General features: G+C 68.3%; 27 protein-coding genes. 14 read left to right on the top strand and 13 right to left on the bottom strand.

All coding sequences use genetic code 11. The features are described 5' to 3' along the window. Nucleotide 1 precedes the first annotated feature (1 nt). The 5 genes from O5K31_RS00240 to O5K31_RS00220 all read left to right on the top strand — a co-directional run bounded on the left by O5K31_RS00240 (nt 2) and on the right by O5K31_RS00220 (nt 3125). Complete coding sequence (locus O5K31_RS00240; protein ID WP_269715128.1) at nt 2-601, top strand: Maf family protein; 600 nt, start codon at nt 2-4, stop codon at nt 599-601. Continuing rightward, complete coding sequence (locus O5K31_RS00235; protein WP_269715127.1) at nt 598-1440, top strand: shikimate dehydrogenase family protein; 843 nt, start codon at nt 598-600, stop codon at nt 1438-1440. Before O5K31_RS00240 ends, O5K31_RS00235 begins: the two co-directional genes overlap by 4 nt. After that, nucleotides 1437-2039 (top strand): dephospho-CoA kinase, encoded by a 603-nt coding sequence (gene coaE / locus O5K31_RS00230; protein ID WP_269715126.1) that lies wholly within the window; start codon nt 1437-1439, stop codon nt 2037-2039. The genes O5K31_RS00235 and coaE overlap by 4 nt, the downstream gene beginning before the upstream one ends. 33 nt (nt 2040-2072) lie before the next feature. Next, nucleotides 2073-2771 (top strand): DNA polymerase III subunit epsilon, encoded by a 699-nt coding sequence (gene dnaQ / locus O5K31_RS00225; protein WP_269715125.1) that lies wholly within the window; start codon nt 2073-2075, stop codon nt 2769-2771. Nucleotides 2772-2840: 69 nt separating this feature from the next. Then, nucleotides 2841-3125 (top strand): HU family DNA-binding protein, encoded by a 285-nt coding sequence (locus O5K31_RS00220; RefSeq protein WP_269715124.1) that lies wholly within the window; start codon nt 2841-2843, stop codon nt 3123-3125. 67 nt (nt 3126-3192) lie between these two features. Here the strand turns inward: O5K31_RS00220 and secB are convergent, their stop codons facing one another. Further along, a complete protein-coding gene (secB, locus tag O5K31_RS00215; protein ID WP_269715123.1) occupies nt 3193-3675 on the bottom strand; it encodes a protein-export chaperone SecB in 483 nt (160 codons plus the stop codon). 173 nt (nt 3676-3848) lie between these two features. Between secB and timA the strand changes: the two genes are divergently transcribed. From timA to O5K31_RS00200, 3 genes are read left to right on the top strand one after another with little or no spacing between them, the layout of a single operon-like run. Then, nucleotides 3849-4463, top strand: coding sequence for a TIM44-related membrane protein TimA (gene timA / locus O5K31_RS00210; RefSeq protein WP_269715122.1), 615 nt, complete (start codon nt 3849-3851; stop codon nt 4461-4463). Next, nucleotides 4463-5599: an MltA domain-containing protein gene (locus O5K31_RS00205; protein ID WP_269715121.1), complete on the top strand. Its 1137-nt coding sequence runs from the start codon at nt 4463-4465 to the stop codon at nt 5597-5599. The genes timA and O5K31_RS00205 overlap by 1 nt, the downstream gene beginning before the upstream one ends. 4 nt (nt 5600-5603) lie before the next feature. Beyond that, entirely contained in the window at nt 5604-6281 is a 678-nt protein-coding gene (locus O5K31_RS00200) for a Smr/MutS family protein (RefSeq protein ID WP_269715120.1), read from the top strand. On the opposite strand, the gene O5K31_RS00195 is transcribed toward O5K31_RS00200, so the two are convergent. The 7 genes from O5K31_RS00195 to nth all read right to left on the bottom strand — a co-directional run bounded on the left by O5K31_RS00195 (nt 6278) and on the right by nth (nt 11394). After that, entirely contained in the window at nt 6278-6595 is a 318-nt protein-coding gene (locus O5K31_RS00195; RefSeq protein ID WP_269715119.1) for a phosphoribosyl-ATP diphosphatase, read from the bottom strand. The two genes, O5K31_RS00200 and O5K31_RS00195, sit on opposite strands and share 4 nt — an antisense overlap. 1 nt (nt 6596) lies before the next feature. Continuing rightward, nucleotides 6597-7364 carry an imidazole glycerol phosphate synthase subunit HisF gene (hisF, locus tag O5K31_RS00190; RefSeq protein ID WP_269715118.1) on the bottom strand — a complete coding sequence of 256 codons (768 nt, stop codon included), beginning with the start codon at nt 7362-7364 and terminating at the stop codon, nt 6597-6599. Then, nucleotides 7364-8095 carry a 1-(5-phosphoribosyl)-5-[(5-phosphoribosylamino)methylideneamino]imidazole-4-carboxamide isomerase gene (gene hisA, locus O5K31_RS00185; RefSeq protein WP_269715117.1) on the bottom strand — a complete coding sequence of 244 codons (732 nt, stop codon included), beginning with the start codon at nt 8093-8095 and terminating at the stop codon, nt 7364-7366. Before hisA ends, hisF begins: the two co-directional genes overlap by 1 nt. Beyond that, nucleotides 8083-8724: an imidazole glycerol phosphate synthase subunit HisH gene (gene hisH, locus O5K31_RS00180; protein ID WP_269715116.1), complete on the bottom strand. Its 642-nt coding sequence runs from the start codon at nt 8722-8724 to the stop codon at nt 8083-8085. Before hisH ends, hisA begins: the two co-directional genes overlap by 13 nt. A 9-nt stretch (nt 8725-8733) precedes the next feature. Further along, entirely contained in the window at nt 8734-9324 is a 591-nt protein-coding gene (gene hisB, locus O5K31_RS00175) for an imidazoleglycerol-phosphate dehydratase HisB (RefSeq protein WP_269715115.1), read from the bottom strand. A gap of 14 nt (nt 9325-9338) precedes the next feature. Further along, the gene (locus O5K31_RS00170; protein WP_269715114.1) at nt 9339-10328 is read right to left on the bottom strand and encodes an adenosine kinase; all 990 of its coding nucleotides are present in this window, start codon (nt 10326-10328) and stop codon (nt 9339-9341) included. Nucleotides 10329-10689: 361 nt separating this feature from the next. After that, entirely contained in the window at nt 10690-11394 is a 705-nt protein-coding gene (gene nth / locus O5K31_RS00165) for an endonuclease III (RefSeq protein WP_269717114.1), read from the bottom strand. A gap of 57 nt (nt 11395-11451) precedes the next feature. Here nth and O5K31_RS00160 point away from each other — a divergent pair, with 57 nt between their 5' ends. Continuing rightward, entirely contained in the window at nt 11452-11973 is a 522-nt protein-coding gene (locus O5K31_RS00160; protein ID WP_269715113.1) for a DUF2244 domain-containing protein, read from the top strand. Next, entirely contained in the window at nt 11973-12884 is a 912-nt protein-coding gene (locus O5K31_RS00155; RefSeq protein WP_442867741.1) for a methylated-DNA--[protein]-cysteine S-methyltransferase, read from the top strand. The genes O5K31_RS00160 and O5K31_RS00155 overlap by 1 nt, the downstream gene beginning before the upstream one ends. Here the strand turns inward: O5K31_RS00155 and hslU are convergent. The 3 genes from hslU to hslV form a co-directional block, all read right to left on the bottom strand. Beyond that, on the bottom strand, nt 12881-14176 hold the full coding sequence (gene hslU, locus O5K31_RS00150) for an ATP-dependent protease ATPase subunit HslU (RefSeq protein WP_269715111.1): 1296 nt from the start codon (nt 14174-14176) through the stop codon (nt 12881-12883). The genes O5K31_RS00155 and hslU overlap by 4 nt on opposite strands. Next, entirely contained in the window at nt 14176-15012 is an 837-nt protein-coding gene (locus O5K31_RS00145; protein WP_269715110.1) for a YybH family protein, read from the bottom strand. The genes hslU and O5K31_RS00145 overlap by 1 nt, the downstream gene beginning before the upstream one ends. A 75-nt stretch (nt 15013-15087) precedes the next feature. Further along, entirely contained in the window at nt 15088-15639 is a 552-nt protein-coding gene (gene hslV / locus O5K31_RS00140) for an ATP-dependent protease subunit HslV (protein WP_269717112.1), read from the bottom strand. A gap of 39 nt (nt 15640-15678) precedes the next feature. Between hslV and O5K31_RS00135 the strand changes: the two genes are divergently transcribed. Together O5K31_RS00135 and ppa are read left to right on the top strand one after the other, a co-directional pair. Then, nucleotides 15679-16419, top strand: coding sequence for a HesA/MoeB/ThiF family protein (locus tag O5K31_RS00135; RefSeq protein ID WP_269715109.1), 741 nt, complete (start codon nt 15679-15681; stop codon nt 16417-16419). A gap of 89 nt (nt 16420-16508) precedes the next feature. After that, nucleotides 16509-17084 carry an inorganic diphosphatase gene (ppa, locus tag O5K31_RS00130; RefSeq protein WP_269715108.1) on the top strand — a complete coding sequence of 192 codons (576 nt, stop codon included), beginning with the start codon at nt 16509-16511 and terminating at the stop codon, nt 17082-17084. 15 nt (nt 17085-17099) lie between these two features. On the opposite strand, the gene trmB is transcribed toward ppa, so the two are convergent. Further along, entirely contained in the window at nt 17100-17783 is a 684-nt protein-coding gene (gene trmB, locus O5K31_RS00125) for a tRNA (guanosine(46)-N7)-methyltransferase TrmB (RefSeq protein WP_269715107.1), read from the bottom strand. Nucleotides 17784-17885: 102 nt separating this feature from the next. On the opposite strand from trmB, the gene O5K31_RS00120 reads away from it, so the two are divergent. Next, nucleotides 17886-18716, top strand: a complete 831-nt coding sequence (locus O5K31_RS00120; RefSeq protein ID WP_269715106.1) for a TIGR02587 family membrane protein — start codon at nt 17886-17888, stop codon at nt 18714-18716. Next, nucleotides 18716-19114: a hypothetical protein gene (locus O5K31_RS00115; protein WP_269715105.1), complete on the top strand. Its 399-nt coding sequence runs from the start codon at nt 18716-18718 to the stop codon at nt 19112-19114. The genes O5K31_RS00120 and O5K31_RS00115 overlap by 1 nt, the downstream gene beginning before the upstream one ends. Here the strand turns inward: O5K31_RS00115 and metK are convergent. After that, nucleotides 19111-20334 (bottom strand): methionine adenosyltransferase, encoded by a 1224-nt coding sequence (metK, locus tag O5K31_RS00110; protein ID WP_269715104.1) that lies wholly within the window; start codon nt 20332-20334, stop codon nt 19111-19113. The genes O5K31_RS00115 and metK overlap by 4 nt on opposite strands. Nucleotides 20335-20341: the final 7 nt, after the last annotated feature.

Here is a 20341-nt window from a genome sequence, read left to right as displayed (position 1 = left end):
AATGACCGCTCCCCTGCTGACCCTGGCGTCCAAGAGCGCCGCCCGAACCCAACTGCTCACCCAGGCTGGCGTACCCTTCGACGCGGTCGGCGCCGGTGTGGACGAGGACGCAGCCAAGGCCTCCCTGCTGGCTGAACAGGCCACGCCGCGCGAAATCGCCGACGCCCTGGCCGAGTTGAAGGCGGTCAAGGTCTCCACAAAGCGATCCGGCCTGGTGATCGGCGCCGATCAGACCCTCGATCTGGACGGCCGGCTCTACGACAAGGCCACCACCATGTTTGAGGCCGCCGAGCGGCTGAAGACCCTGCGGGGCAAGAGCCACAAGCTGCATTCGGCCCTGGTCGTGGCCCGCGACGGCCAGCCGATCTGGCGCGAGGTGACGACCGCCACCCTGCGGATGCGCGATTTCAGCGATGAATGGCTGGCTGGCTATCTGGACCGCCAGGGCGAGGCGATCCTCGGTTCGGTGGGCTGTTACATGCTGGAGACCGAGGGCGTGCAGCTGTTCGACCGTATCGACGGCGACTATTTCACCATCCTGGGTCTGCCGCTTATGGGTCTTCTGGACTTCCTGCGTTTGCACAAGGTCCTCGACGCATGATCACCGGCGCCGCCTTGGTGGCGGGCATTTGCGGCCAGCCCATCGCCCATTCCCTCAGCCCCGTCCTGTACAACGCCTGGATCCAGGCGGACGGGATCAATGCCGCCTATGTGCCCTTCGCCCCGGCCGAGGACCGCTTTGAGGCTTTCATCGACGGCCTGCGGGGCGGCGTCGTCCGCAGCCTCAACGTCACGATTCCCTTCAAGGAACGGGCCCTGGCCATGGCCGATGACGCCTCCCCCATGGCGCGGCGGGCGGGGGCCTCGAACCTGCTGCTGTTCCGTCCCGATGGAACGATCTTCGCTGACAACACCGACGGCGCCGGTCTGATCGGCGCCCTGAAGGCGCAGGCGGACTATGAGGCCAATACTGGCCCGGCCGTCCTGCTGGGCGCCGGCGGCGGCGCCCGCGGCGCGGCCGCGGCGCTCTTGGAGGCCGGCGCGCCCACCGTACGCATCATCAACCGCACCCTGTCCCGCGCGCGGGAGATCGCCGCCGACATGGGCCCTGACTGCACGGCGCACGCCTGGGACGAGGCGCCGGCCGTGCTGGCCGACGCCACCGTGGTGATCAACGCCACGTCGCTTGGTCTCGGCGGCGGGCCCGGCCCTGACGTGCCGCTCGACGCCGCGCCCGCCTCGGCCGTGATCATGGACATGGTCTACAAGCCCCTGCGCACCGAATTCCTAGACCGCGCGGCGGCCAGCGGCCGCCGGACGGTGGATGGGCTGGAGATGCTGATCCGTCAGGCGATTCCCACCTTCGAGGCGGTGTTCGGCTACACGCCCCCCGCTTCGGTGGACATTCGCGCCCTCGCCCTGAAGACCCTCGGACAATGATCCTGCTTGGCCTTACCGGCTCGATCGGCATGGGAAAATCGACCACGGCGGCGATGTTCGCCGCCGAAGGCGTGCCTGTCTACGACGCCGATGCGGAAGTTCATCGTCTCTACGTTCAGGGCGGCGCGGCTGTCGGGCCGGTGGGCGAGGCGTTTCCCGGCGTGGTCCGGGACGGCGCCGTCGACCGCGCGGCGCTGAGCGCCCAGGTCGTCGGCAAGCCGGAAGCCCTGCAAAGGTTGGAAGCGATCGTCCATCCTCTGGTCGCCCAGAGCCGAGCCGCCTTCTTCGAAAAAGCCCAGGCCGCGGGCGCCGATGTGGTGCTGCTGGACATCCCGCTACTCTATGAGACCGGCGGCGAGGCCAGGGTGGACAAGGTGGTGGTGGTTTCAGCCCCGCCGGAGGTCCAACGCGCCCGCGTTCTGGCCCGTCCGGGCATGACCGAGGCGAAGCTGGACGCCATTCTCGACCGCCAGTTGCCGGACGCCGAAAAGCGACGAATGGCTGATTTTGTGGTGGATACGGCTCAAGGACTCGATTTCGCCCACGACCAGGTACGAAAAATCCTTGCGACAGTGCGGTTTCAGGCTGGTCCAGCTTGAGTCCGCCGCCGAACATCGGCATGGAATCAGCCCATGGCGCGTGAGATCATCCTCGATACCGAAACGACCGGCTTCGACCCGCACAAGGGTGACCGTCTGGTCGAGATCGGTTGCATCGAGGTCATCGACTTCATTCCCACGGGCCGATCCTTCCACGAATACGTCGATCCCGAGCGCGACATGCCGGCCGAGGCCGAGAAGGTCCACGGGCTTTCGGGCGCGTTCCTGAAGGGCAAGCCGAAGTTCGCCGAGATCGCCGACCGCTTCATCGAGTTCGTCGGCGACGCCACCATCGTGGCCCACAACGCCGCCTTCGACAGAAGCTTCGTCAACTACGAGATGGAGCGCTGCGGCCGCGCGGTCATGCACGAGGAACGCTGGGTCGACACCCTGGCCCTGGCCAAGAAGCGCTTTCCCGGCATGTACAACTCGCTCGACGCGCTGTGCAAACGCTTCAAGATTTCTCTGGAAAGCCGCGACAAGCACGGGGCGCTGATCGATGCGCACCTGCTATCCGAGGTTTATCTGGAACTGCGCGGCGGCAAGGAACGGGCGCTTGACCTGACCCACGCCACCGCCGCTCTCGCGGTTTCGGCTGCCATGGCCGGCGGTTATGGCGCGCGGCCGAGACCGCTGGCGCCCCGCTCCACCGACGCCGAACGCGCCGCCCACGCCGAATTCGTGGCGGCGACCCTCAAGGACAAGGCTGTTTGGCTCAGAGTCGGGCTATAGCCACCACCCCCTCGCCGCCCCGGCCGTGACCGGTGCGAGAGATCCCAGGTTCAACCAAGGAGATTTGACGTGAACCAATCCGAACTGATCGCCGCGGCGGCCAAGGAAGCCGGCGTTTCGCAAGCTGAAGCCGGCCGCATGCTCGACGCCATCCTGTCCACGATCCAGGGCGCCCTGGTGAAGGGCGAAGACGTCCGTCTGTCGGGCCTCGGCATCTTCGACGTGGCCGACCGCGCCGCTCGCGAAGGCCGCAACCCCGCCACCGGCGAGACCATCAAGATCGCCGCCACCAAGGCGGTTCGCTTCCGCCCGTCCAAGCCGATGAAGGACGCCGTGGCTGGCTCGAAGAAATAAGCTTCGTCCATCAGGACAGCTTATGGGACGGCGGCCGGGGTGACCCGGCCGCCGTTTCCTTTTGGGATCAGGCGTTGCCGACCGTCGCGCCGCCGGCCTGGGCCTTGCGCTGGGCGTAGACGCCGGCGAAGTCGATCGGATCGATCAGGAACGGCGGGAAGCCGCCTTCGCTGGTCACGTCCGCGATCAGGCGGCGGGCGAACGGGAACAGGAAGCGCGGGCACTCGATCAGCAGCACCGGCTCCAGATCGTCTTCATTGACGCCGGTGACCTGGAACAGGCCGCCATAGACGACCTCGACGTGGAACACCGCGTCCGGGCCGCGCGTGGCGCGGGCCGAAAGCTTCAGGTCCACCTCGAACAGGCCGTCGGTGCGACCACGGGCGTTCATTTCGACGCCCATGTCGATTTCGGGCTGGCCGCCGCCGCGCAGCGCCTCAGGCGCGCCGGGGTTTTCAAAGGACAGATCGCGGACGAACTGGGCGATGACGCGAACGCCGATTTGCTCTTCGGCGGTGGTCTCCGGAGCGCCGGAAGTGGTGTCGGTCATGGGAAATCCATCAGGAGGATCGGCCAGGCGACAGGCGCCTCACAGCCTATAAGATCACGGTAGAAGGCCGGGCTGCTAACATGAGGGCGCCCCTCGTGCAACGCCGGGCCTGACGCGGCCGTCCGTCGCGCCTATATTGTCTGAAGCTGTTCGCCATAAAAGTCGGTCCTCCTTTGCAAGCCCTCGAACTGATCATCTTCGCCGTCCTCGCCGCTGTGGTGCTCTATCAGCTCTATTCGGTGCTCGGACGCCGGGTGGGCCGCCAGCCCGAAGACAATCCCGCGCCTGTCGAAGCGCCTCGCGGCCCTGTCGTGGTCGAGCCTTCCCGGGGCGAGGAAGCCGATCTGGCCTCCGCCGACGGTCTGGCCGCCCTGCGCGCCCGCGATCCCGCCTTCGACGTCGGCCATTTCCTGGGCGGCGCCCGTCAGGCCTATGAAATGGTGGTCCGGGGCTTCGCCGCCGGCGACCGCGACACGCTGCGGCCGCTGCTGTCTCCGCAGGTGATGGAAGGTTTCGAGGGGGCGATCGCCGCCCGCGAGGCTGAAAACCGCACCGAAACGGTCGAATTCCTGCACCCGCCCCGCGCTGATTTCGAAAGCGCCGCCGTCCGGGGCGATCTGGCCCAGGTCGTGGTCCGATTCCTGGCCGAGTTCCGCAGCCGCACCAGGGGCCCGGAAGGCGAGGGGGTCGACGACCGCCGCACCGCCGAGCTGTGGACCTTCGAGCGGGACCTCAAGAGTCGCGATCCCAACTGGATCCTGGTGAACGTCGACGCCGCGGCGGCGTGATGCGCCGCGCCGCCCTGCATCCCGGCGTCGCAGCCTTTGCGGCGCTGATCCTGGCGGCCTGCGCCACGCGGACACCGCCTCCGCAGGTTCAGCCTGAGCCTGCCCCGACGGCCCCCGCCGAGCCCGCGCCGGAGCGGCCGGACCCCAGGCCGCTGGTCTATGTGCTGTCCGACCTGCCCGGCTGGGCGGCGGAGGACCATCTGGCCGCCTTCGAGGCGGTCAAGACCGGCTGCCAGGCGCGCCGCGATCCGTCCCTCACGGCCCTTTGCCACAAGGCGAACCGAGCGGGGCGCCTGAACGCCGCGGAGGCCAAGGCCTGGCTGGAAGCCCATCTCGTCGCCCGGTCCCTGGGCGGCGAAGGGGTGCTCACCGCCTATTTCGCCCCCCAGTACGAGGCCCGCTTCTCCCGCCGGGGCGACTTCACCGCCCCCGTCCGCGCCAAGCCGGCGGACCTGGAGATGATCGACCTCGGCGCCGGCGTCGTTCCGGCCCAGGTGGTCGGCGGCAAGGCCAGGCCCTATCCCGACCGCGCGGCCATCGAGACGATCGAGACCGACAAACCCCTGGCCTGGATGAAGCCCGAGGACCTGTTCTTCATGCAGATCCAGGGCTCGGGCGTTCTGACCCTGCCCGACGGCAAGCGCTTCAAGGCGCTCTACGCCGCCCACAACGGCCATCCCTTCCTGGGCGTCGCCGCCCCCATGCGCGAGCAGGGCCTGCTGGCCGACAGCAACACCTCGGCCGAAAACATCCGCGCCTGGCTGGCCGAGCATCGCGGCCCGCAGGCCGACGCGGTGATGCAGTTGAACCGCCGCTACGTGTTCTTCCACCTCAAGCCCGACGACGGCGCCGAGCCGCGTGGCGCGGCCAACATCCCCCTGCCGCCGGGGCGGGCCATCGCGGTGGACCCCAGCCAGCACAGCTACGGCGGCCTCTACTGGATCGACGCCGATACGCCCAAGCTCAATGGCGCCTTCCCCACCTACCGCCGGCTGGTGGCCGCGCTCGACACCGGCGGGGCGATCAAGGGGCCGGTGCGGGCCGATCTCTACATGGGCACGGGCGCGGCGGCGGGGCTGGAGGCTGGACGCGTGCGCCACAGCCTTCGCCTGTACCGTCTGGTTCCGAGGGACTGACGCCATGAAACGGCCGCTGAAGCCGGAAGAGCGGCGGCTGTGGGACCTGGTGGTCGGAACCGTCAAGGGCCGCGCGCCCGACGACGCCCAGGTCCGCAAGGTCACGGTCAAAACCCTCAAGAAGGCCAAGCTTGGCAAGCGGGTCCCGGTCCCCGAGCCCGTCGAGGCCCCGCCCGCCGACCCCTCCGTCGACCCCGCCTGGGCCGCCCTGGCCAAGGGCGTTCAGCCCCTGCCCGGACGCCCGACGCCCAAGGCCAAACCCGCCGCCCCCCGGACGGACGCCGCCGCCGCGCCCCTGCTGCTGGCGGCCGAGGACCTCAAGGCTCTGCGCAACCCCGTCCGCGCCCCGCGTAACGGCGTCGATCCCATCGAGCCGCGCCGCAAGCGCCGCATCACCCGCGAGCGCGACCCGCTCGAAGCCCGCCTCGATCTGCACGGCATGGACCAGGACCGCGCCCGCCCCACGCTCGAGGCCTTCCTGCGCCGCGCGTCGGACGAGGGCTATCGCTCTGTGCTGGTCATCACCGGCAAGGGCAAGCTGGGGACGGGCGTCCTGCGCCGCTACGTGCCCGAATGGCTGGCCGCCCCGCACCTGAGCGACATCGTGGCCGGGGTCTCCCAGGCCGACCGCCATCACGGCGGGGAGGGCGCGCTTTACGTGGCCCTCAAGCGCAGGCTCTAGCGCGAGGCTTTTTCCGCCAGGCCCGATTGCCCCTGACGGGCTTCCAGCTTCTCCGCCACCGCATCCAGGTCCAGCCCCGCCGCCGCGGCCAGGGCCAGCCAGTGATAGAGCAGGTCGGCGCTTTCGGCCGCCAGGGCGTCCAGATCGCCCTGCACGGCCGCGATCACCGTCTCCGTGGCCTCTTCGCCCAGCTTCTTGGCCGCCAGGGCGGGATCGGCCAGCAGGCGCGCGGTGTAGGAGGCTGAAACGTCGCCCCCCTTGCGGGACGCCACCGTGGCGGCGAGTTCTTCCAGAACCTTGAACAGCTCGGCCATGTCAGGACTCCAGGCGCATGGGCAGGCCGGCTGCGGCCATGGCGGCTTTGGCCTCGCGCACGGTGATCTCGCCGAAGTGGAAGATGCTGGCGGCCAGGACCGCATCGGCCCCGCCGTCGCGGGCGGCTTCAATCAGATGGTCGGTGTTTCCCGCCCCGCCGCTGGCGATCACCGGCACGCTGACGGCCTCGCCCACCGCCTTCAACAAGGCGATATCATAGCCCGTCTTGGCCCCGTCGCGGTCCATGGAGGTCAGCAGGATTTCGCCCGCGCCCTTCTCCACCGCCCGGGCGGCGTATTCCACCACATCCAGCCCGGTGTCTTTTCTTCCGCCGTAAGTCCAGACGTTCCAGCCCGAGCCGTCCTCGCGGGCCTTGGCGTCCACGGCCACCACCACGCATTGCGCGCCAAAGGCGTCGGCCCCGGCGGCGATCAGGTCGGGATTCTCCACGGCGGCGGTATTGACCGCCACCTTGTCCGCTCCGGCCAGCAGCAGGCGGCGCATGTCCTCGACCGCCCGCACCCCCCCGCCCACCGACAGCGGCATGAAACAGGCGTCGGCGGTCCGCGCGATCACGTCCAGGATCAGGCCCCGCCCCTCATGGCTGGCGGTGATGTCCAGGAACATCAGCTCGTCGGCTCCGGCGGCGTCATAGGCGGCGGCCTGCTCCACCGGATCGCCGGCGTCGCGCAGGGCCACGAAGTTGACGCCCTTCACCACACGGCCGTCCTTGACGTCCAGGCAGGGAATGACGCGGCGGGTCAGCATCAGCCGGCGGCCCGGATGGCGTCGGCCGGCCGGATGGTGCCGGCATAGAGCGAGCGACCCAGGATCGCCCCGGCGATGGGCGCGCCCGGCCGGGCTTTCAGATTGATGATGTCGTCCACCGAGGCGACGCCGCCGCTGGCGATCACCGGAACCGAAACCGCGTCCGCCACCTCGCCCACGCCCTCGACGTTGACGCCGGTCAGCGCCCCGTCGCGGGAGATGTCGGTGACGATCAGGGCCGCGACACCCGCGTCCTCGAACCGCTTGGACAGGTCCACCGCGCTGATGTCCGACAGGGCGGTCCAGCCGTCCACGGCGACCTTGCCGTCGCGCACGTCCACGGCCACGGCGATCTGCTCGGGCCACATCCGGGCGGCCTTCTTGACCAGCTCGGGATCATTGACGGCCACCGTGCCCAGGATCACGCGGCTGACGCCGGCCTCGATCCAGGATTCGATGCCTTCAAGCGTGCGCACGCCGCCGCCCAGCTGCACCGGGATCGACACGGCGTTCAGGATGTCCTCGACCGCCTTGGTGTTGACCGACTGGCCCTCGATGGCCCCGTTCAGGTCCACCACGTGCAGCCACGAAAAGCCGTCCTTGACGAAGCGCTCGGCCTGGTCGGCGGCCGAGGCGTTGAACACCGTGGCCTTGTCCATGTCGCCGTGCAGCAGGCGCACGCACTGGCCGTCCTTCAGGTCGATGGCGGGATAGAGGATCATGGGCGCCATTCCAGAAAGTTGGCGAGGAAGGAAAGGCCAGCGGCCTGCGACTTTTCGGGGTGGAACTGCGCGCCGGCCACATTGCCCCGCGCGACGGCCGCCGTGAAGCGCCCGCCGTGGTCGCTGACCGCGATCACATCGGCCGGGTCGGCGGCGTTCAGGGCGAATGAGTTGGCGTAGTACATGGGCGCGTCGGCCGGCACGTCGGCGAACAGGGCGTGCTCGCGCACCCGCTCCACCGCGTTCCAGCCCATGTGCGGGATGTTCAGGGCGGGGTCGGAGGGCGCAAGCTTCTTCACCTCGCCGCCGATCCAGTCCAGGCCCGGCGTGACGCGAAACTCCAGGCCGCGCGTGGCCAATAGCTGCATCCCCACGCAGATGCCCAGGAACGGAACGCCGCGGGTCTTCACCGCTTCGTCCATGGCCTCGACCACTCCGGCGGCGTCCAGCCCCTCGCGGCAGGAGGCGAACGCCCCCACCCCCGGCAGCATGACGCGGTCGGCCCTGGCGATGACCTCGGGGTCGGCGGTGACGCGCACGTCCACGGAAAGCCCGCGACGGCGCGCGGCCTCGACAAGAGCTCGTTCGGCCGAGCGCAGATTGCCCGACCCGTAGTCGATCAGGGCGACGCTCTGCATGGGATGAACCTACAGCACGCCCTTGGTGGAGGGGGCATGGCCGCCGGTCTTGGGGTCGATCTCGACCGCCTGACGCAGCGCCCGGGCCAGGGCCTTGAACCCGCTCTCGGCGATATGGTGAGTATTGTCGCCGTACAGGGTCTCCAGATGCACGCAGGCGCCGCAGTTCATGGCGAAGGCGTGGTGGAATTCCTTGAACAGCTCGGTGTCCATGTCGCCGACCTTGGGGCGGGTGAAGTCCACCTTCCAGATCAGGTACGGACGGTTGGACAGGTCGATGGCGCAGCGCGTCAGGGTCTCGTCCATGGGGATATAGGCGTGGCCGAACCGGCGGATGCCCTTGAACCCGTCCAGCGCCTTGTTCACCGCCAGGCCCAGCACGATGCCGGTGTCCTCGACCGTGTGGTGCATGTCGATGTGCAGGTCGCCCTTGGTCTCGATCTCCAGATCGAACCCGCCATGACGCGCGAAGCTCTCCAGCATGTGGTCATAGAAGCCCACGCCGGTGGAGATGGTCGATTTGCCGGTCCCGTCGAGATCGATGGCGACGCGGATCTGCGTCTCCTTGGTCTCGCGGACCACTTCGGCCGTGCGCGCCATTGGCATTCGTCCTTCTAGAGGCCTTTCGCCGCCGCCAGGTCCTTCAGGGACACCAGCGGACGGGGGCCGTAGTGCGAGATCACCTCGGCCGCCGCCATCGAGCCCAGCCGGCCGCAGTCGGCCAGCGGCTTGCCCTTGGCGAGGCCGTAGAGGAACCCGGCTGCGTATTGGTCGCCCGCGCCCGTCGTGTCCACGATTTTCTCCACAGCCTCGGCCGCGATTTCGTGACGCGCCTCGCCGCTGAGCACCACCGAACCCTTTTCACCGCGGGTGACGGCGGCGATGCCGACGCTGGCGGCCAGTTGCTTGGCGGCGGCTTCGAAGTCGTCTGTGCGATACAGCGACAGCAGCTCGGCCTCGTTGGCGAAGACGATGTCCACCTGGGTCTCCACGAAGCCGCGCAGGGCCTCATAGTGGCGATCCACCACGAAACTGTCGGACAGGGTGACCGCGATCTGGCGGCCGGCGCCGTGGGCCAGGGCGGCGGCCTTGGCGAAGGCCACGCGCGCTTCCGACGGGTCGAACAGATAGCCTTCCAGATAGACGATGCTGGAGCCCTCGATCACCGCCGGATCGACGTCGTCCGCCGTCAGCTGGTTCGAGGCGCCCAGGAACGTGCACATGGTCCGCTGGCCGTCCGGCGTGACATTGATCATGCAGCGGCCCGTGGCCGCCCCGCCGACCAGGCGCGGCACGTCGTAATCGACGCCGATGGCCTTGATGTCATGGGCGAAGATGTCGCCCAGCTGGTCGTCCGCCACCTTGCCCAGATAGACGGCCTTGCCGCCAAGGCTCGCCACCCCGGCGATGGTGTTGCCGCCCGACCCGCCGGACGTCTCCATGCCCGACGCCATGCGGCTGTACAGCGCCACCGCATAGTCCTGATCGACCAGCTGCATCGAGCCCTTCACCAGCTTCTCGGCGGTGAGGAAGGCGTCGTCCGAAGGGGCGATAACGTCGACGAGGGCGTTGCCGATGGCGGCGACGTCGTAGCGGGCGGTCATGTGGGGAGATCTTTCGAAGGAAAAGTCTCACGCCGATTAGCGAAAGCTGCGGCCGCTGGCAAATTTCGTGCGCGCGAATGGAGACTCTGGAGACCGATACTCTCGATACTCCGGATCACTTGGCGGAGACATCGGAGACATTCGACGGCGGCCAAGGGCGGCGAACTTCTCCCCGCTCGCCGGGGCGGGGTTATGCTTCTGGCATGCCCCCATTTCACCGCTCATCCCGGCGGAGGCCGGGATCCAGGTGAAGCCCTGCTGGCTCGCCGGATGAATCTGGACCCCGGCCTTCGCCGGGGTGAGCGGTCATAAACTGGACTGGGAGGGAACAGGAGAGAAGACCGATACACCGGAGACAACCTCACGCCCCCAGGAACAGCTCCCGCGAGGGGCAAAGGTCCGAAATCCTGCAAATCTCGCACTTGGGCTTGCGGGCGATACAGACATAGCGCCCGTGCAGGATCAGCCAGTGGTGCGCCCGCGTCAGCCAGGGTTGGGGCACGATGTCGAACAGGTCCTGCTCCACCTGATCGGGGGTCTTGCCGTTCGACAGTTTCAGCCGGTGCGCGACGCGGAACACGTGGGTGTCCACGGCGATGGCCGGCTCGATGCCCAGCTCGTTCAGGACCACGCTGGCGGTCTTGCGGCCCACGCCGGGCAGAGCCTGCAGCGCCTCGCGGTCCAGGGGCGTCTGACCGCCGTGCTGCTCCAGGATGATGCGGGACAGGGCGATGACGTTCTTGGCCTTGGTCCGGTACAGCCCGATGGAGGCGATGTAGGGGGTCAGGCCCTCCTCGCCGAGCTCCAGCATCGCCTGCGGCGTGTCGGCGACGGGAAACAGCCGGTCGGTGGCCTTGTTGACCGAGACGTCCGTCGCCTGGGCCGAGAGGGCCACCGCCACCACCAGGGTGTAGGGGCTGTGGAAGCGCAGCTCGGTCCTGGGATGCGCTTCGGCCGCCTCGAAGCGGGTGAAGATCTCGTCGATCCGGGCTCTCTCGGCCGGGGAGACGCGCTTCTTGGTCTTGCGGGCGGGCTTCTTGGCGGGCTTGGGGGCAGGCGCTTTCATGCGGGCCGGACCATGCCGCGCCTTCGCGTCGGGGAAAAGAGGCGCCATTCTGGGCCCATGGCCGCGACCCTCTACATGGACGCCGTGATCACCCAGAACCGTTCCCTGTCGCCGGGCGGGTTCAAGGTGCTGCTGGGCTTCGTCGTCGCGGCCAATGTGCTGTTCGGGATTTTCCTGTTCGTGATCGGCGCATGGCCTGTGCCGATCTTCCTGGGTCTGGACGTCCTGGCCATCTGGCTGGCCTTCAAGTTCAGCTTCCGCGCCAGTGAAAGAGCCGAGCGGGTGCAGGTCTCGGCCGAACAGGTCACCGTGCTGCGCGAAACCCCCGGTCGTCGCCGACGGATCTGGGTCTCGCCTACCGCCTTCACCCGCGTGGTGGTGGAGCAGGCCAGCGAACACGATCAGCGCGTGCGCCTGCGCCTGTCGAACAAGGCCCTGACCATTGCTGGCTCGCTCAGCCCGGACGAGCGCGGCGCCTTCGCCCAGGCCCTGGAGCAGGCGATCCAAACCGCCCGGGCTGAAAGATATCCGGCGACGCAAGAACCGGGCGGATTCAGCCCACGCGGAGACCTAGTCTGATGGCGAACAAGGAGACCGCCATGGCCCTCGACTCCGAAATCGCCGAGACGACCTTGAGCCCGCTGGCCCGCCTGGAGGCTCAGTCGCAGGACTACGCCCGCATGGTCCAGGCTCTGGACTGGCTGGCCGAGCGTTGGCTGGACCGGCCCTCGCTCGAGGACGCCGCCGAGGCCATCGGCCTGTCGCCGTTCCACTTCCAGCGCACCTTCACCCGCTGGGCCGGCGTCAGCCCCAAGACCTTCATGGCCGCTATCGCCCACGCCGAGGCGCGCAAGGCGCTCGACGCCGGCGCCAGCGTGCTCGACGCCGCCTTCGACGCCGGGCTGTCCGGCCCGTCCCGCCTGCACGACCTGTTCATCGCCCATGAGGCGGTCACCCCGGGCGAGGCGCGCCGGCGCGGCGAGGGGCTGGACCTGACCTGGGGCTGGGCCCCGACCCCCTTCGGCAAGGGCCTGTTCGCCATGACACCCCGCGGCCTGGCCGGTCTGGGCTTTGTGGATGGGGCGGGTGAGGAGGTGGCCTTCGCCGACATGCATCGCCGTTTCCCGGCCGCCAACTGGGTTCGCGACGACCAGGCCGCCGCCGCCATGGCCCTTCACGCCTTCGCGGGCGGCGACAGCCCCCTGCCGGTGGTGCTGATCGGCCCGCCGTTCCATGTCCAGGTGTGGAAGGCCCTGCTGCGCATCCCCACGGGCGAGACGGCCACCTACGGCCAGGTCGCGTCCTGGGCCGGCAAGCCCAAGGCCTTCCAGGCCACCGGCGCGGCCATTGGCGCCAATCCGCTGGCCCTGCTGATCCCCTGCCACCGCGCCATCGCCAAGGACGGCCGGCTCACCGGCTATCACTGGGGCCTGGCCCGCAAGGCGGCGATCCTGGGCTCCGAAGCCGTGGCGGCGGCGAAAGCAGCCTAGAGGATGTACCGGCTCAGGTCGGCGTTCTGCGACAGGGCTCCGATCCGTTCCTGCACATAGGCTTCGTCGATGGTCACCTGGGGCGCGCCGCCGTCGCCGGCGGTGAAGCTGATCTCCTCGGTCACCTTCTCCAGCACGGTCTGCAGCCGGCGGGCGCCGATGTTCTCCACCGAGCCGTTCACCGCCACGGCGGCGTCGGCCAGGGCGTCGATGGCCCCCTCGGTGAAGGTCAGCTCCACGCCTTCGGTCAGCATCAGGGCCTGGTGCTGGCGGATCAGGTTGGCCTCGGGCTCGGTCAGGATGCGGCGGAAGTCGTCGCGGGTCAGGGCCTTCAGCTCGACCCGGATCGGCAGGCGGCCCTGCAGCTCGGGCAGCAGGTCCGACGGCTTGGCCACATGGAAGGCGCCCGAGGCGATGAACAGCACGTGGTCGGTCTTCACCGGCCCGTGCTTGGTGGCCACGGTGGTGCCCTCGATCAGGGGCAGCAGGTCGCGCTGCACCCCCTCGCGCGAAACATCGGCCCCGGCCCGGTCCGAACGGCTGGCCACCTTGTCGATCTCGTCCAGGAAGACGATGCCGTTGTTCTCGGCCAGTTCGACCGCTTCGCGGGTCAGGGCGTCCTGATCCAGCAGCTTGTCGCTTTCCTCGGCGATCAGGGGCGCGTGGGCGGCGGCGACGGTCATCTTGACGGTCTTCATCCGCCCGCCGCCGAAGGCCTTCATCATGTCCGACAGGTTCAGCACGCCGATGCCGCCCGGCTGGCCGGGAATGTCCATGCTGGGGCCGCCGGTGTCGGACAGCTGGATCTCGACCTCGGTCTCGTCCAGCTCCCCGGCCCGCAGCTTTTTGCGGAAGCTTTCGCGGGCGGCGGTGGAGCCAGGGCCGGTCAGGGCGTCGAGAATACGCTCCTCGGCCGCGCGCTCGGCGCTAGCGCGAACCCCGGCCCTGCGCTTGTCGCGCACCATGATCAGGGCGCTCTCCACCAGATCACGCATGATCTGGTCTACGTCGCGGCCCACATAGCCGACCTCGGTGAACTTGGTGGCTTCGACTTTCAGGAACGGGGCCTGGGCCAGCCGCGCCAGGCGCCGCGCGATCTCGGTCTTGCCCACGCCCGTGGGGCCGATCATCAGGATGTTCTTGGGCGTGACCTCGTCGCGCAGGTCGTCAGGCAGCCGCCGGCGACGCCAGCGATTGCGCAGAGCGACTGCGACGGCCTTCTTGGCGTCGTTGTGACCGACAATGAAGCGGTCGAGTTCGGAGACGATTTCGCGTGGGGAAAATTCAGTCATCAAGCCGGTAGGAGCTGGTCATAAACCAGACGCCAGCCTTCCGGCCGCGTCTGCCAGATCCGAACATAGTGTCCCTTGGCTGGCTTGCCATCCGTCGCTGTCCAATCTGCTTGGCCCCAAGTCCAGGCCAGATCGCCGGCCTTGGAGGCGAAACCCCCCTTGGCCGTGAAGGTGATGGCCTTGCCGCGCGTGTCGAGTTCTGCGGCGACCGCGTCGGGCGTGGCCGGAAGTGGGGCCCTGGAGCTGGTCAGCCGGGCCTCCTTAGCCAGCACGGCCAGGAAGGCGGCCTTGGAATCCGTAAGGGCGGCCTTGGCCAAAGCGGCTTCGGCCGCCTGAACCTCGGCGAAAGCTTTCTGCGCCGAGCCTGCTCCGCCCTTGGCGACGGGCAAGGTGACCGGCTCGCTCTCGGGTCCCGGCTGGCCGACAGAGGTGGCGCGAGGGCCGCCGTCATAGACCCACTTCCAGCCGCCGTCGGGCTGCTTGGCCCAGACGGTGAAATAGTGGCCGCCCCGTTTGCCATTGTATTCCGCCGGGCCGGTGGTGAAGCCCAGGTCGCCGCTGCGGGCGATCCCGGCGAAGATCGGCCACCACTTGATCTGGGGCTCGCCAGTCCCGCTCTGGGCCTCAAAGTAGGTCTTGGCGTTTACGGGCCCGGGCACGAACATCAGCGCGTCGTCGGTCATGTGCCGCAAGAAGGACGCCTTGACGCCGTTGGCGAAGCCGTCAGCCGCGAAGGCCCGCTCGGCGGCGACGACCTCGGCGGGAGAGGCCGGCTCCGCGGCTTGCGCGGTGAGCGGAAGAGCGATGGCGGCGGCGATCAGCAGCAGGCGGTTCATGGTCGAAAGTCCCCGAATGAGGCCACGGCTGCTAAATCCGCGGGCGCCGGCGGGCTCGGAGTTTGCGACGAACGGCTAAAGAACTTCGATCGTCAGATTTCCGTTCGTATAGACGCAGATGTCGGCGGCGATGCCCATGGCCTTGCGGGCGATCTCCTCGGCGGTCAGGTCCTGGTCGATCAGGGCCCGCGCCGCCGCCAGGGCGTAGTTACCGCCCGAACCGATGGCCGCGACGCCCACATCCGGTTCCAGCACGTCGCCCACGCCGGTGACCGTGTAGATGGCCTCGGCGTCTGCCACGATCAGCATGGCCTCCAGCTTTCGCAGATAGCGATCGGTGCGCCAGTCCTTGGCCAACTCGACGCAGGCGCGGGCCAGCTGGCCCGGAAACTGCTCCAGCTTGGCCTCAAGGCGCTCGATCAGGGTGAAGGCGTCGGCGGTGGCTCCGGCGAAGCCGGCGACGACCTTGCCGCCGGCCAGCATGCGCACCTTGCGGGCGTTGCCCTTGACCACGGTCTGGCCCATGGACACCTGTCCGTCTCCGGCGATGACCGTCCGGCCGTCCTTGCGCACGGCCAAGATTGTGGTGCCGTGCCAGTCGGGGAATGTAGAAGCGTCGGCTTTCATCCGTCCGATGTGGCGAGCGTAACGGAGCAGGTCAAGCACATGGGCTTTTCGACCGAGGAAGTTGAGCGCTACGCACGGCATCTGGTGCTGCGCGAAATCGGCGGCCAGGGGCAGCAGGCCCTGAAGGCCGCGCGGGTGCTCGTGGTCGGCGCCGGCGGCCTGGGCGCCCCTGCCTCTCTCTACCTGGCCGCCGCGGGGGTGGGGACCATCGGGATGGTCGACGCCGACACGGTGTCCTTGTCCAACCTGCAACGGCAGGTGCTCTACACCGAGGCCGATGTGGGCCGCGAAAAGGTCATGGCCGCGGCCGAGCGCCTGCTGGCGCTCAATCCGCACGTGAAGATCGAGGCCTTGCCGCATCATCTGACCTCTGAGAACGCACAGGCGCTGGTCTCCGGCTACGACCTGGTGCTGGACGGCACGGACGACTTCGCCACGCGCTTTTGTGTCAACGCCGCCTGCGTGGCCAAGGGCAAGACCCTGGTCACGGGGGCTATCGGTCGCTGGAGCGGGCAGGTGGGGATTTTCTCGGGCCGGCCCTGCTATCAGTGCCTGGTGCCGGACATCCCGCCGGACGCCGAGACCTGCAGCGTCGTCGGCGTGGTGGGGGCCCTGGCGGGAGTGATCGGCTCGATGATGGCGCTTGAGACGGTCAAGACAATCACCCGCGCCGGCGAGCCCTTGCGGGACCGGCTGTTGATCTATGACGCCCTCTCGGCGACCGCGCGGACGGTGAAGGTGGGCGCTGATCCGGCCTGCGCTGTGTGCGGCGCAGCGTAAAAAGCGTCGCACCTCCCTTTTCCCCAGGCGCGTTACGGTCCATAGGGAGCGCCGCTTTTCTAATCCTCCCCTGATGGACGGCCGCTAAAATGGACCTCTCCAAGATTCCCACGGGTAAGAACCCGCCGTACGACCTCTATGCGGTCATCGAGATCCCGCAGGGCGGCGAGCCGGTGAAGTACGAGCTGGACAAGGATTCCGGCGCGATCTTCGTCGATCGCTTCCTGCACACCGCCATGTACTACCCGGCCAACTACGGGTTCATCCCGCACACCCTGGCCGACGACGGCGATCCGATGGACATCATGGTGGTCAGCCAGACCCCGGTGGTTCCGGGCGCGGTGATCCGCTGCCGTCCGATCGGCGTACTGAAGATGACGGATGAGGCCGGCGGCGACGAAAAGATCCTAGCCGTGCCCGTGGACAAGCTGCACCCATTCTACACGGGCGTGAATTCCTGGAACGAGCTGCCCTCGATCCTGGTCGAGCAGATCGCCCACTTCTTCAAGCACTACAAGGACCTGGAGAAGGGCAAGTCGGTCACGATCGGCGGTTGGGGCGACGCTGAAGAGGCCGCCGACCTGATCCTCAAGTCCATCGACGCCTTCAAGGCCGAAGACCCGAAGAAGGCCTATCCGACCCTCGAAAAGGCCGGCGAGCACTAGGACTAGGTCAGGGCCTCAGGCCCTGACGAAATCGAGGAAGACGGGCGCGCAGTCGCCCAGCTTCTTTTCCTCGTATCGCGTTGTGAGGTGGTCGGCCGGCGGAACCCGCCAGTCGTCCGCCCGCTCCGCCGGCCAGGCGAAGGCGCCGCAGGCCAGAATCTTCTCCAGAGCCCAGTCCGCGTAGTTCGCCCAATCGGTGGCGAAGCGCAGGCGCGCGCCCGGTTTCATGACGCGCGCCAGTTCCGCCAGGAAGTCGTCCTGGATCAGGCGGCGCTTGTGGTGGCGGGCCTTCTGCCAGGGATCGGGGAACATGATGAAGACCCGGTCAAGGCTGGCGTCCGGCAGGCCGGCGACGATGTCCCGCACGTCGCCGTGGTGCAGGCGCACGTTCTTCAGCCCCTGCTCCTCCACATGGCGCAGGGCGCTGCCCACGCCATTGACGAAGGGTTCGGCCCCGATGACCAGGGCCTGCGGATTGCGGGCAGCCTGGCCGGCCATGTGCTCGCCGCCGCCAAAACCGATCTCAAGCCAGACTTCCTTGGCCTCGGGCGCCAGGGCGCGCGGGTCGAAAGCGCCCTCTGGCACGGCGATGGACGGCAGCAGGGTGTCGAACAGGGCGGCCTGACGCGGCTTGAGAGGCCGGGCTTGGATGCGTCCGAACGAGCGAAGGTGGCCGTGAGGCTGCTGGGCGATGGGCATGGCGGGGCTTTTGCCTCTTTCGGGGCCTCACGCCAAGCGTCGCCACGCCACCAAGCGTCGCCATGCGCGTTGTGATCCCGAACCATTGTCGCCGGGGCGCACATGACATCCACGAGCATGGCCGCTGAAATCCGCTACGCACAGGGTCTCGCACGCGCGGCGGGCGGCGCTCTGCTGTTCAGCCTGCCGCTGTTCATGACCGAGGAGATGTGGCGCTTCGGGCTTTATATGGACCGCGACCGCCTGGCGTTGATGATCATTGCGGCCCTCGGCCTGATCACCGGCGTGTCCTATTACTCCGGCTTCGAGCGGACCACCGGCCTGGCGGACGATGCTCTGGACGCCCTGGCGGCCTTCGGCGTCGGCTGCGTGGTCACCCTGACGGCGGTGATCCTTTTTGGCGTCGTCACCCGCGACATGACGATCGGCGAGATCGCGGGGGTCGTGGCCGTCTGCGCCGTGCCCGCGGGCATGGGGGCGGTGGTGGCGGCTAACCAACTGGCGGCCTCGGACGAGGGCGACGACAGGCGAAAGCGTGAGGCGGGCTATGTGGGCGAGCTGTTCCTGATGGGGGCGGGGGCGTTGTTCTTCGGCTTCAACGTCGCCCCCACCGAGGAGATGATGATCATTGCGCAGAAGATGACCGCGGCCCACACGGTGTTTTTGGTCATGGGCTCGATGATCGCCCTGCATCTGCTGGTCTACGCCCTGGCGCTACGGGGTCAGCACGAACGGCCCGAGGGCGCGGGCCATGTGGCGACCTTCCTGCACTACACCCTGGCCGGCTATGGAGTCGCCCTGGCGATCAGCCTCGGCGTCCTGTGGTTCTTCGAACGGCTTGATGGCGTGGATGCGGCTATGGCCGCTCAAATGGCCGTCGTTCTAGGCCTGCCCGCCTCGATCGGCGCGGCCGCGGCGCGGCTGGTGCTCTGATGGCCAGGCGCACGACGAAGAAGGCGCCGCCGGCCACGCAGCGGGTTCCCGTTCTGGAATGGATGGCCGCCGTCCTTGGGGGGTTGATGGCTCTCTTGCTGCTGGCGCTGGTGCTGATCGACGCTCGCCGTCAGCACGAGCCGCCGGTCCTGGTGGTCGAGGCCCGCGAGATCGCATCGACGGCGGGTGGTTGGCGGGTGCTTTTCGAGGTGCGCAACGAAGGCGGTGAGACCGCGGCCCAGGTGCAGGTCATCGGCGCCCTCGCCAGCGGCGAGGAAGCTCACGCCGTGATAGACGACGTTCCAGGACGCTCCAGCGCCGAGGGCGGTCTGTTCTTCAGTGAAGATCCGCGCGCCGGCCGATTGGCCCTGCGCGCGGAAGGATTCATCGAGCCCTAGGCGAGGCCCTTGAGCTCGCCGACCAGGTCGGTCTTCTCCCAGGAGAATCCGCCTTCGTTATCGGGCGTGCGGCCAAAGTGGCCGTAGGCGGCGGTGCGCGCGTAGATCGGCTTGTTGAGGCCCAGGTGCTCGCGGATGGCGCGCGGTGTGGCGCCGCCGATCAGCTCGGGCAGGATGCGCTCAAGCTCGGCCGGATCAACCTTGCCCGTACCGTGCAGGTCCACGTGGAACGAGACCGGCTTGGCCACGCCGATGGCGTAGGCGATCTGAATGGTGCAGCGCTCGGCCAGGCCAGCGGCCACGACGTTCTTCGCCAGGTAGCGGCAGGCGTAGGCGGCCGAGCGATCGACCTTGGTCGGGTCCTTGCCCGAGAAGGCGCCGCCGCCGTGCGGGGCCGCGCCGCCGTAAGTGTCGACGATGATCTTGCGGCCAGTGATGCCGGCGTCGCCGTCGGGACCGCCGATTTCGAAGCGACCAGTCGGATTGACCAGCCACTGGGTCTTCTTGGTGATCAGGCCTTCGGGGAAGATCGGCAGGATGTGCGGCTTGATGAGGTCCAGCACGCGCTTGCTGGTGGCCATCTTGCCGTCGATCTTCTTCTTGTGCTGGTGCGACACCACGATGGAGACGACGCGGACCGGCTTGCCGTTCCCGTCATATTCCAGGGTCACTTGGCTCTTGGCGTCGGGCTCCAGCTCGCTCAGCTCGCCGCTGTGGCGCAGCTGGGCCAGCTTGCTCAGGATGTTGTGGCTGTACTGCAGGGTGGCCGGCATCAGCTCCGGGGTCTCGGTGCTGGCGTAGCCGAACATGATGCCCTGGTCGCCGGCGCCCTCGTCCTTCTTGTCGGTCGAGTCCACGCCCTGGGCGATGTGAGCCGACTGACCGTGCAGGTAGCAGGCGTACTTGGCCTTCTCCCAGTGGAAGCCCTTTTGCTCGTAGCCGATATCCTTGATCGCGGCGCGAACCTTGGGCTCCAGCGACTTGATGATGTCCTTGGTCAGGGCCTTGTTGGCGGCCTTGTCGCCGCCTGGCTTGCCCGCGCGAACCTCGCCCGCCAGGACGATGCGGTTGGTGGTCACCAGGGTCTCGCAGGCGACCCGCGCCTCGGGGTCGGCGGCCAGGAAGGCGTCGACAACCGTGTCGCTGATCCGGTCGGCGACTTTGTCGGGGTGGCCTTCGGACACGCTTTCGCTGGTGAAGATATACGACGAACGGCTCACTAGACGC

This window comes from Caulobacter sp. NIBR2454, from assembly GCF_027474405.1.
Classification (GTDB): domain Bacteria; phylum Pseudomonadota; class Alphaproteobacteria; order Caulobacterales; family Caulobacteraceae; genus Caulobacter.
Note: the sequence above shows the minus strand (reverse complement) of the source record. Positions and strands in the feature narration are given on the sequence as shown.

Excerpts from the sequence above, each read along its gene's own strand:
- O5K31_RS00240 (WP_269715128.1), top strand. The coding sequence starts at position 2 with ATGACCGCTCCCCTGCTGACCCTGGCGTCCAAGAGCGCCGCCCGAACC.
- O5K31_RS00235 (WP_269715127.1), top strand. The coding sequence starts at position 598 with ATGATCACCGGCGCCGCCTTGGTGGCGGGCATTTGCGGCCAGCCCATC.
- coaE (WP_269715126.1), top strand. The coding sequence starts at position 1,437 with ATGATCCTGCTTGGCCTTACCGGCTCGATCGGCATGGGAAAATCGACC.
- dnaQ (WP_269715125.1), top strand. The coding sequence starts at position 2,073 with ATGGCGCGTGAGATCATCCTCGATACCGAAACGACCGGCTTCGACCCG.
- secB (WP_269715123.1), bottom strand. The coding sequence starts at position 3,675 with ATGACCGACACCACTTCCGGCGCTCCGGAGACCACCGCCGAAGAGCAA.
- O5K31_RS00205 (WP_269715121.1), top strand. The coding sequence starts at position 4,463 with ATGCGCCGCGCCGCCCTGCATCCCGGCGTCGCAGCCTTTGCGGCGCTG.
- O5K31_RS00200 (WP_269715120.1), top strand. The coding sequence starts at position 5,604 with ATGAAACGGCCGCTGAAGCCGGAAGAGCGGCGGCTGTGGGACCTGGTG.
- O5K31_RS00195 (WP_269715119.1), bottom strand. The coding sequence starts at position 6,595 with ATGGCCGAGCTGTTCAAGGTTCTGGAAGAACTCGCCGCCACGGTGGCG.
- hisF (WP_269715118.1), bottom strand. The coding sequence starts at position 7,364 with ATGCTGACCCGCCGCGTCATTCCCTGCCTGGACGTCAAGGACGGCCGT.
- hisA (WP_269715117.1), bottom strand. The coding sequence starts at position 8,095 with ATGGCGCCCATGATCCTCTATCCCGCCATCGACCTGAAGGACGGCCAG.
- hisH (WP_269715116.1), bottom strand. The coding sequence starts at position 8,724 with ATGCAGAGCGTCGCCCTGATCGACTACGGGTCGGGCAATCTGCGCTCG.
- hisB (WP_269715115.1), bottom strand. The coding sequence starts at position 9,324 with ATGGCGCGCACGGCCGAAGTGGTCCGCGAGACCAAGGAGACGCAGATC.
- O5K31_RS00170 (WP_269715114.1), bottom strand. The coding sequence starts at position 10,328 with ATGACCGCCCGCTACGACGTCGCCGCCATCGGCAACGCCCTCGTCGAC.
- nth (WP_269717114.1), bottom strand. The coding sequence starts at position 11,394 with ATGAAAGCGCCTGCCCCCAAGCCCGCCAAGAAGCCCGCCCGCAAGACC.
- O5K31_RS00160 (WP_269715113.1), top strand. The coding sequence starts at position 11,452 with ATGGCCGCGACCCTCTACATGGACGCCGTGATCACCCAGAACCGTTCC.
- O5K31_RS00155 (WP_442867741.1), top strand. The coding sequence starts at position 11,973 with ATGGCGAACAAGGAGACCGCCATGGCCCTCGACTCCGAAATCGCCGAG.
- hslU (WP_269715111.1), bottom strand. The coding sequence starts at position 14,176 with ATGACTGAATTTTCCCCACGCGAAATCGTCTCCGAACTCGACCGCTTC.
- O5K31_RS00145 (WP_269715110.1), bottom strand. The coding sequence starts at position 15,012 with ATGAACCGCCTGCTGCTGATCGCCGCCGCCATCGCTCTTCCGCTCACC.
- hslV (WP_269717112.1), bottom strand. The coding sequence starts at position 15,639 with ATGAAAGCCGACGCTTCTACATTCCCCGACTGGCACGGCACCACAATC.
- O5K31_RS00135 (WP_269715109.1), top strand. The coding sequence starts at position 15,679 with ATGGGCTTTTCGACCGAGGAAGTTGAGCGCTACGCACGGCATCTGGTG.
- ppa (WP_269715108.1), top strand. The coding sequence starts at position 16,509 with ATGGACCTCTCCAAGATTCCCACGGGTAAGAACCCGCCGTACGACCTC.
- trmB (WP_269715107.1), bottom strand. The coding sequence starts at position 17,783 with ATGCCCATCGCCCAGCAGCCTCACGGCCACCTTCGCTCGTTCGGACGC.
- O5K31_RS00120 (WP_269715106.1), top strand. The coding sequence starts at position 17,886 with ATGACATCCACGAGCATGGCCGCTGAAATCCGCTACGCACAGGGTCTC.
- O5K31_RS00115 (WP_269715105.1), top strand. The coding sequence starts at position 18,716 with ATGGCCAGGCGCACGACGAAGAAGGCGCCGCCGGCCACGCAGCGGGTT.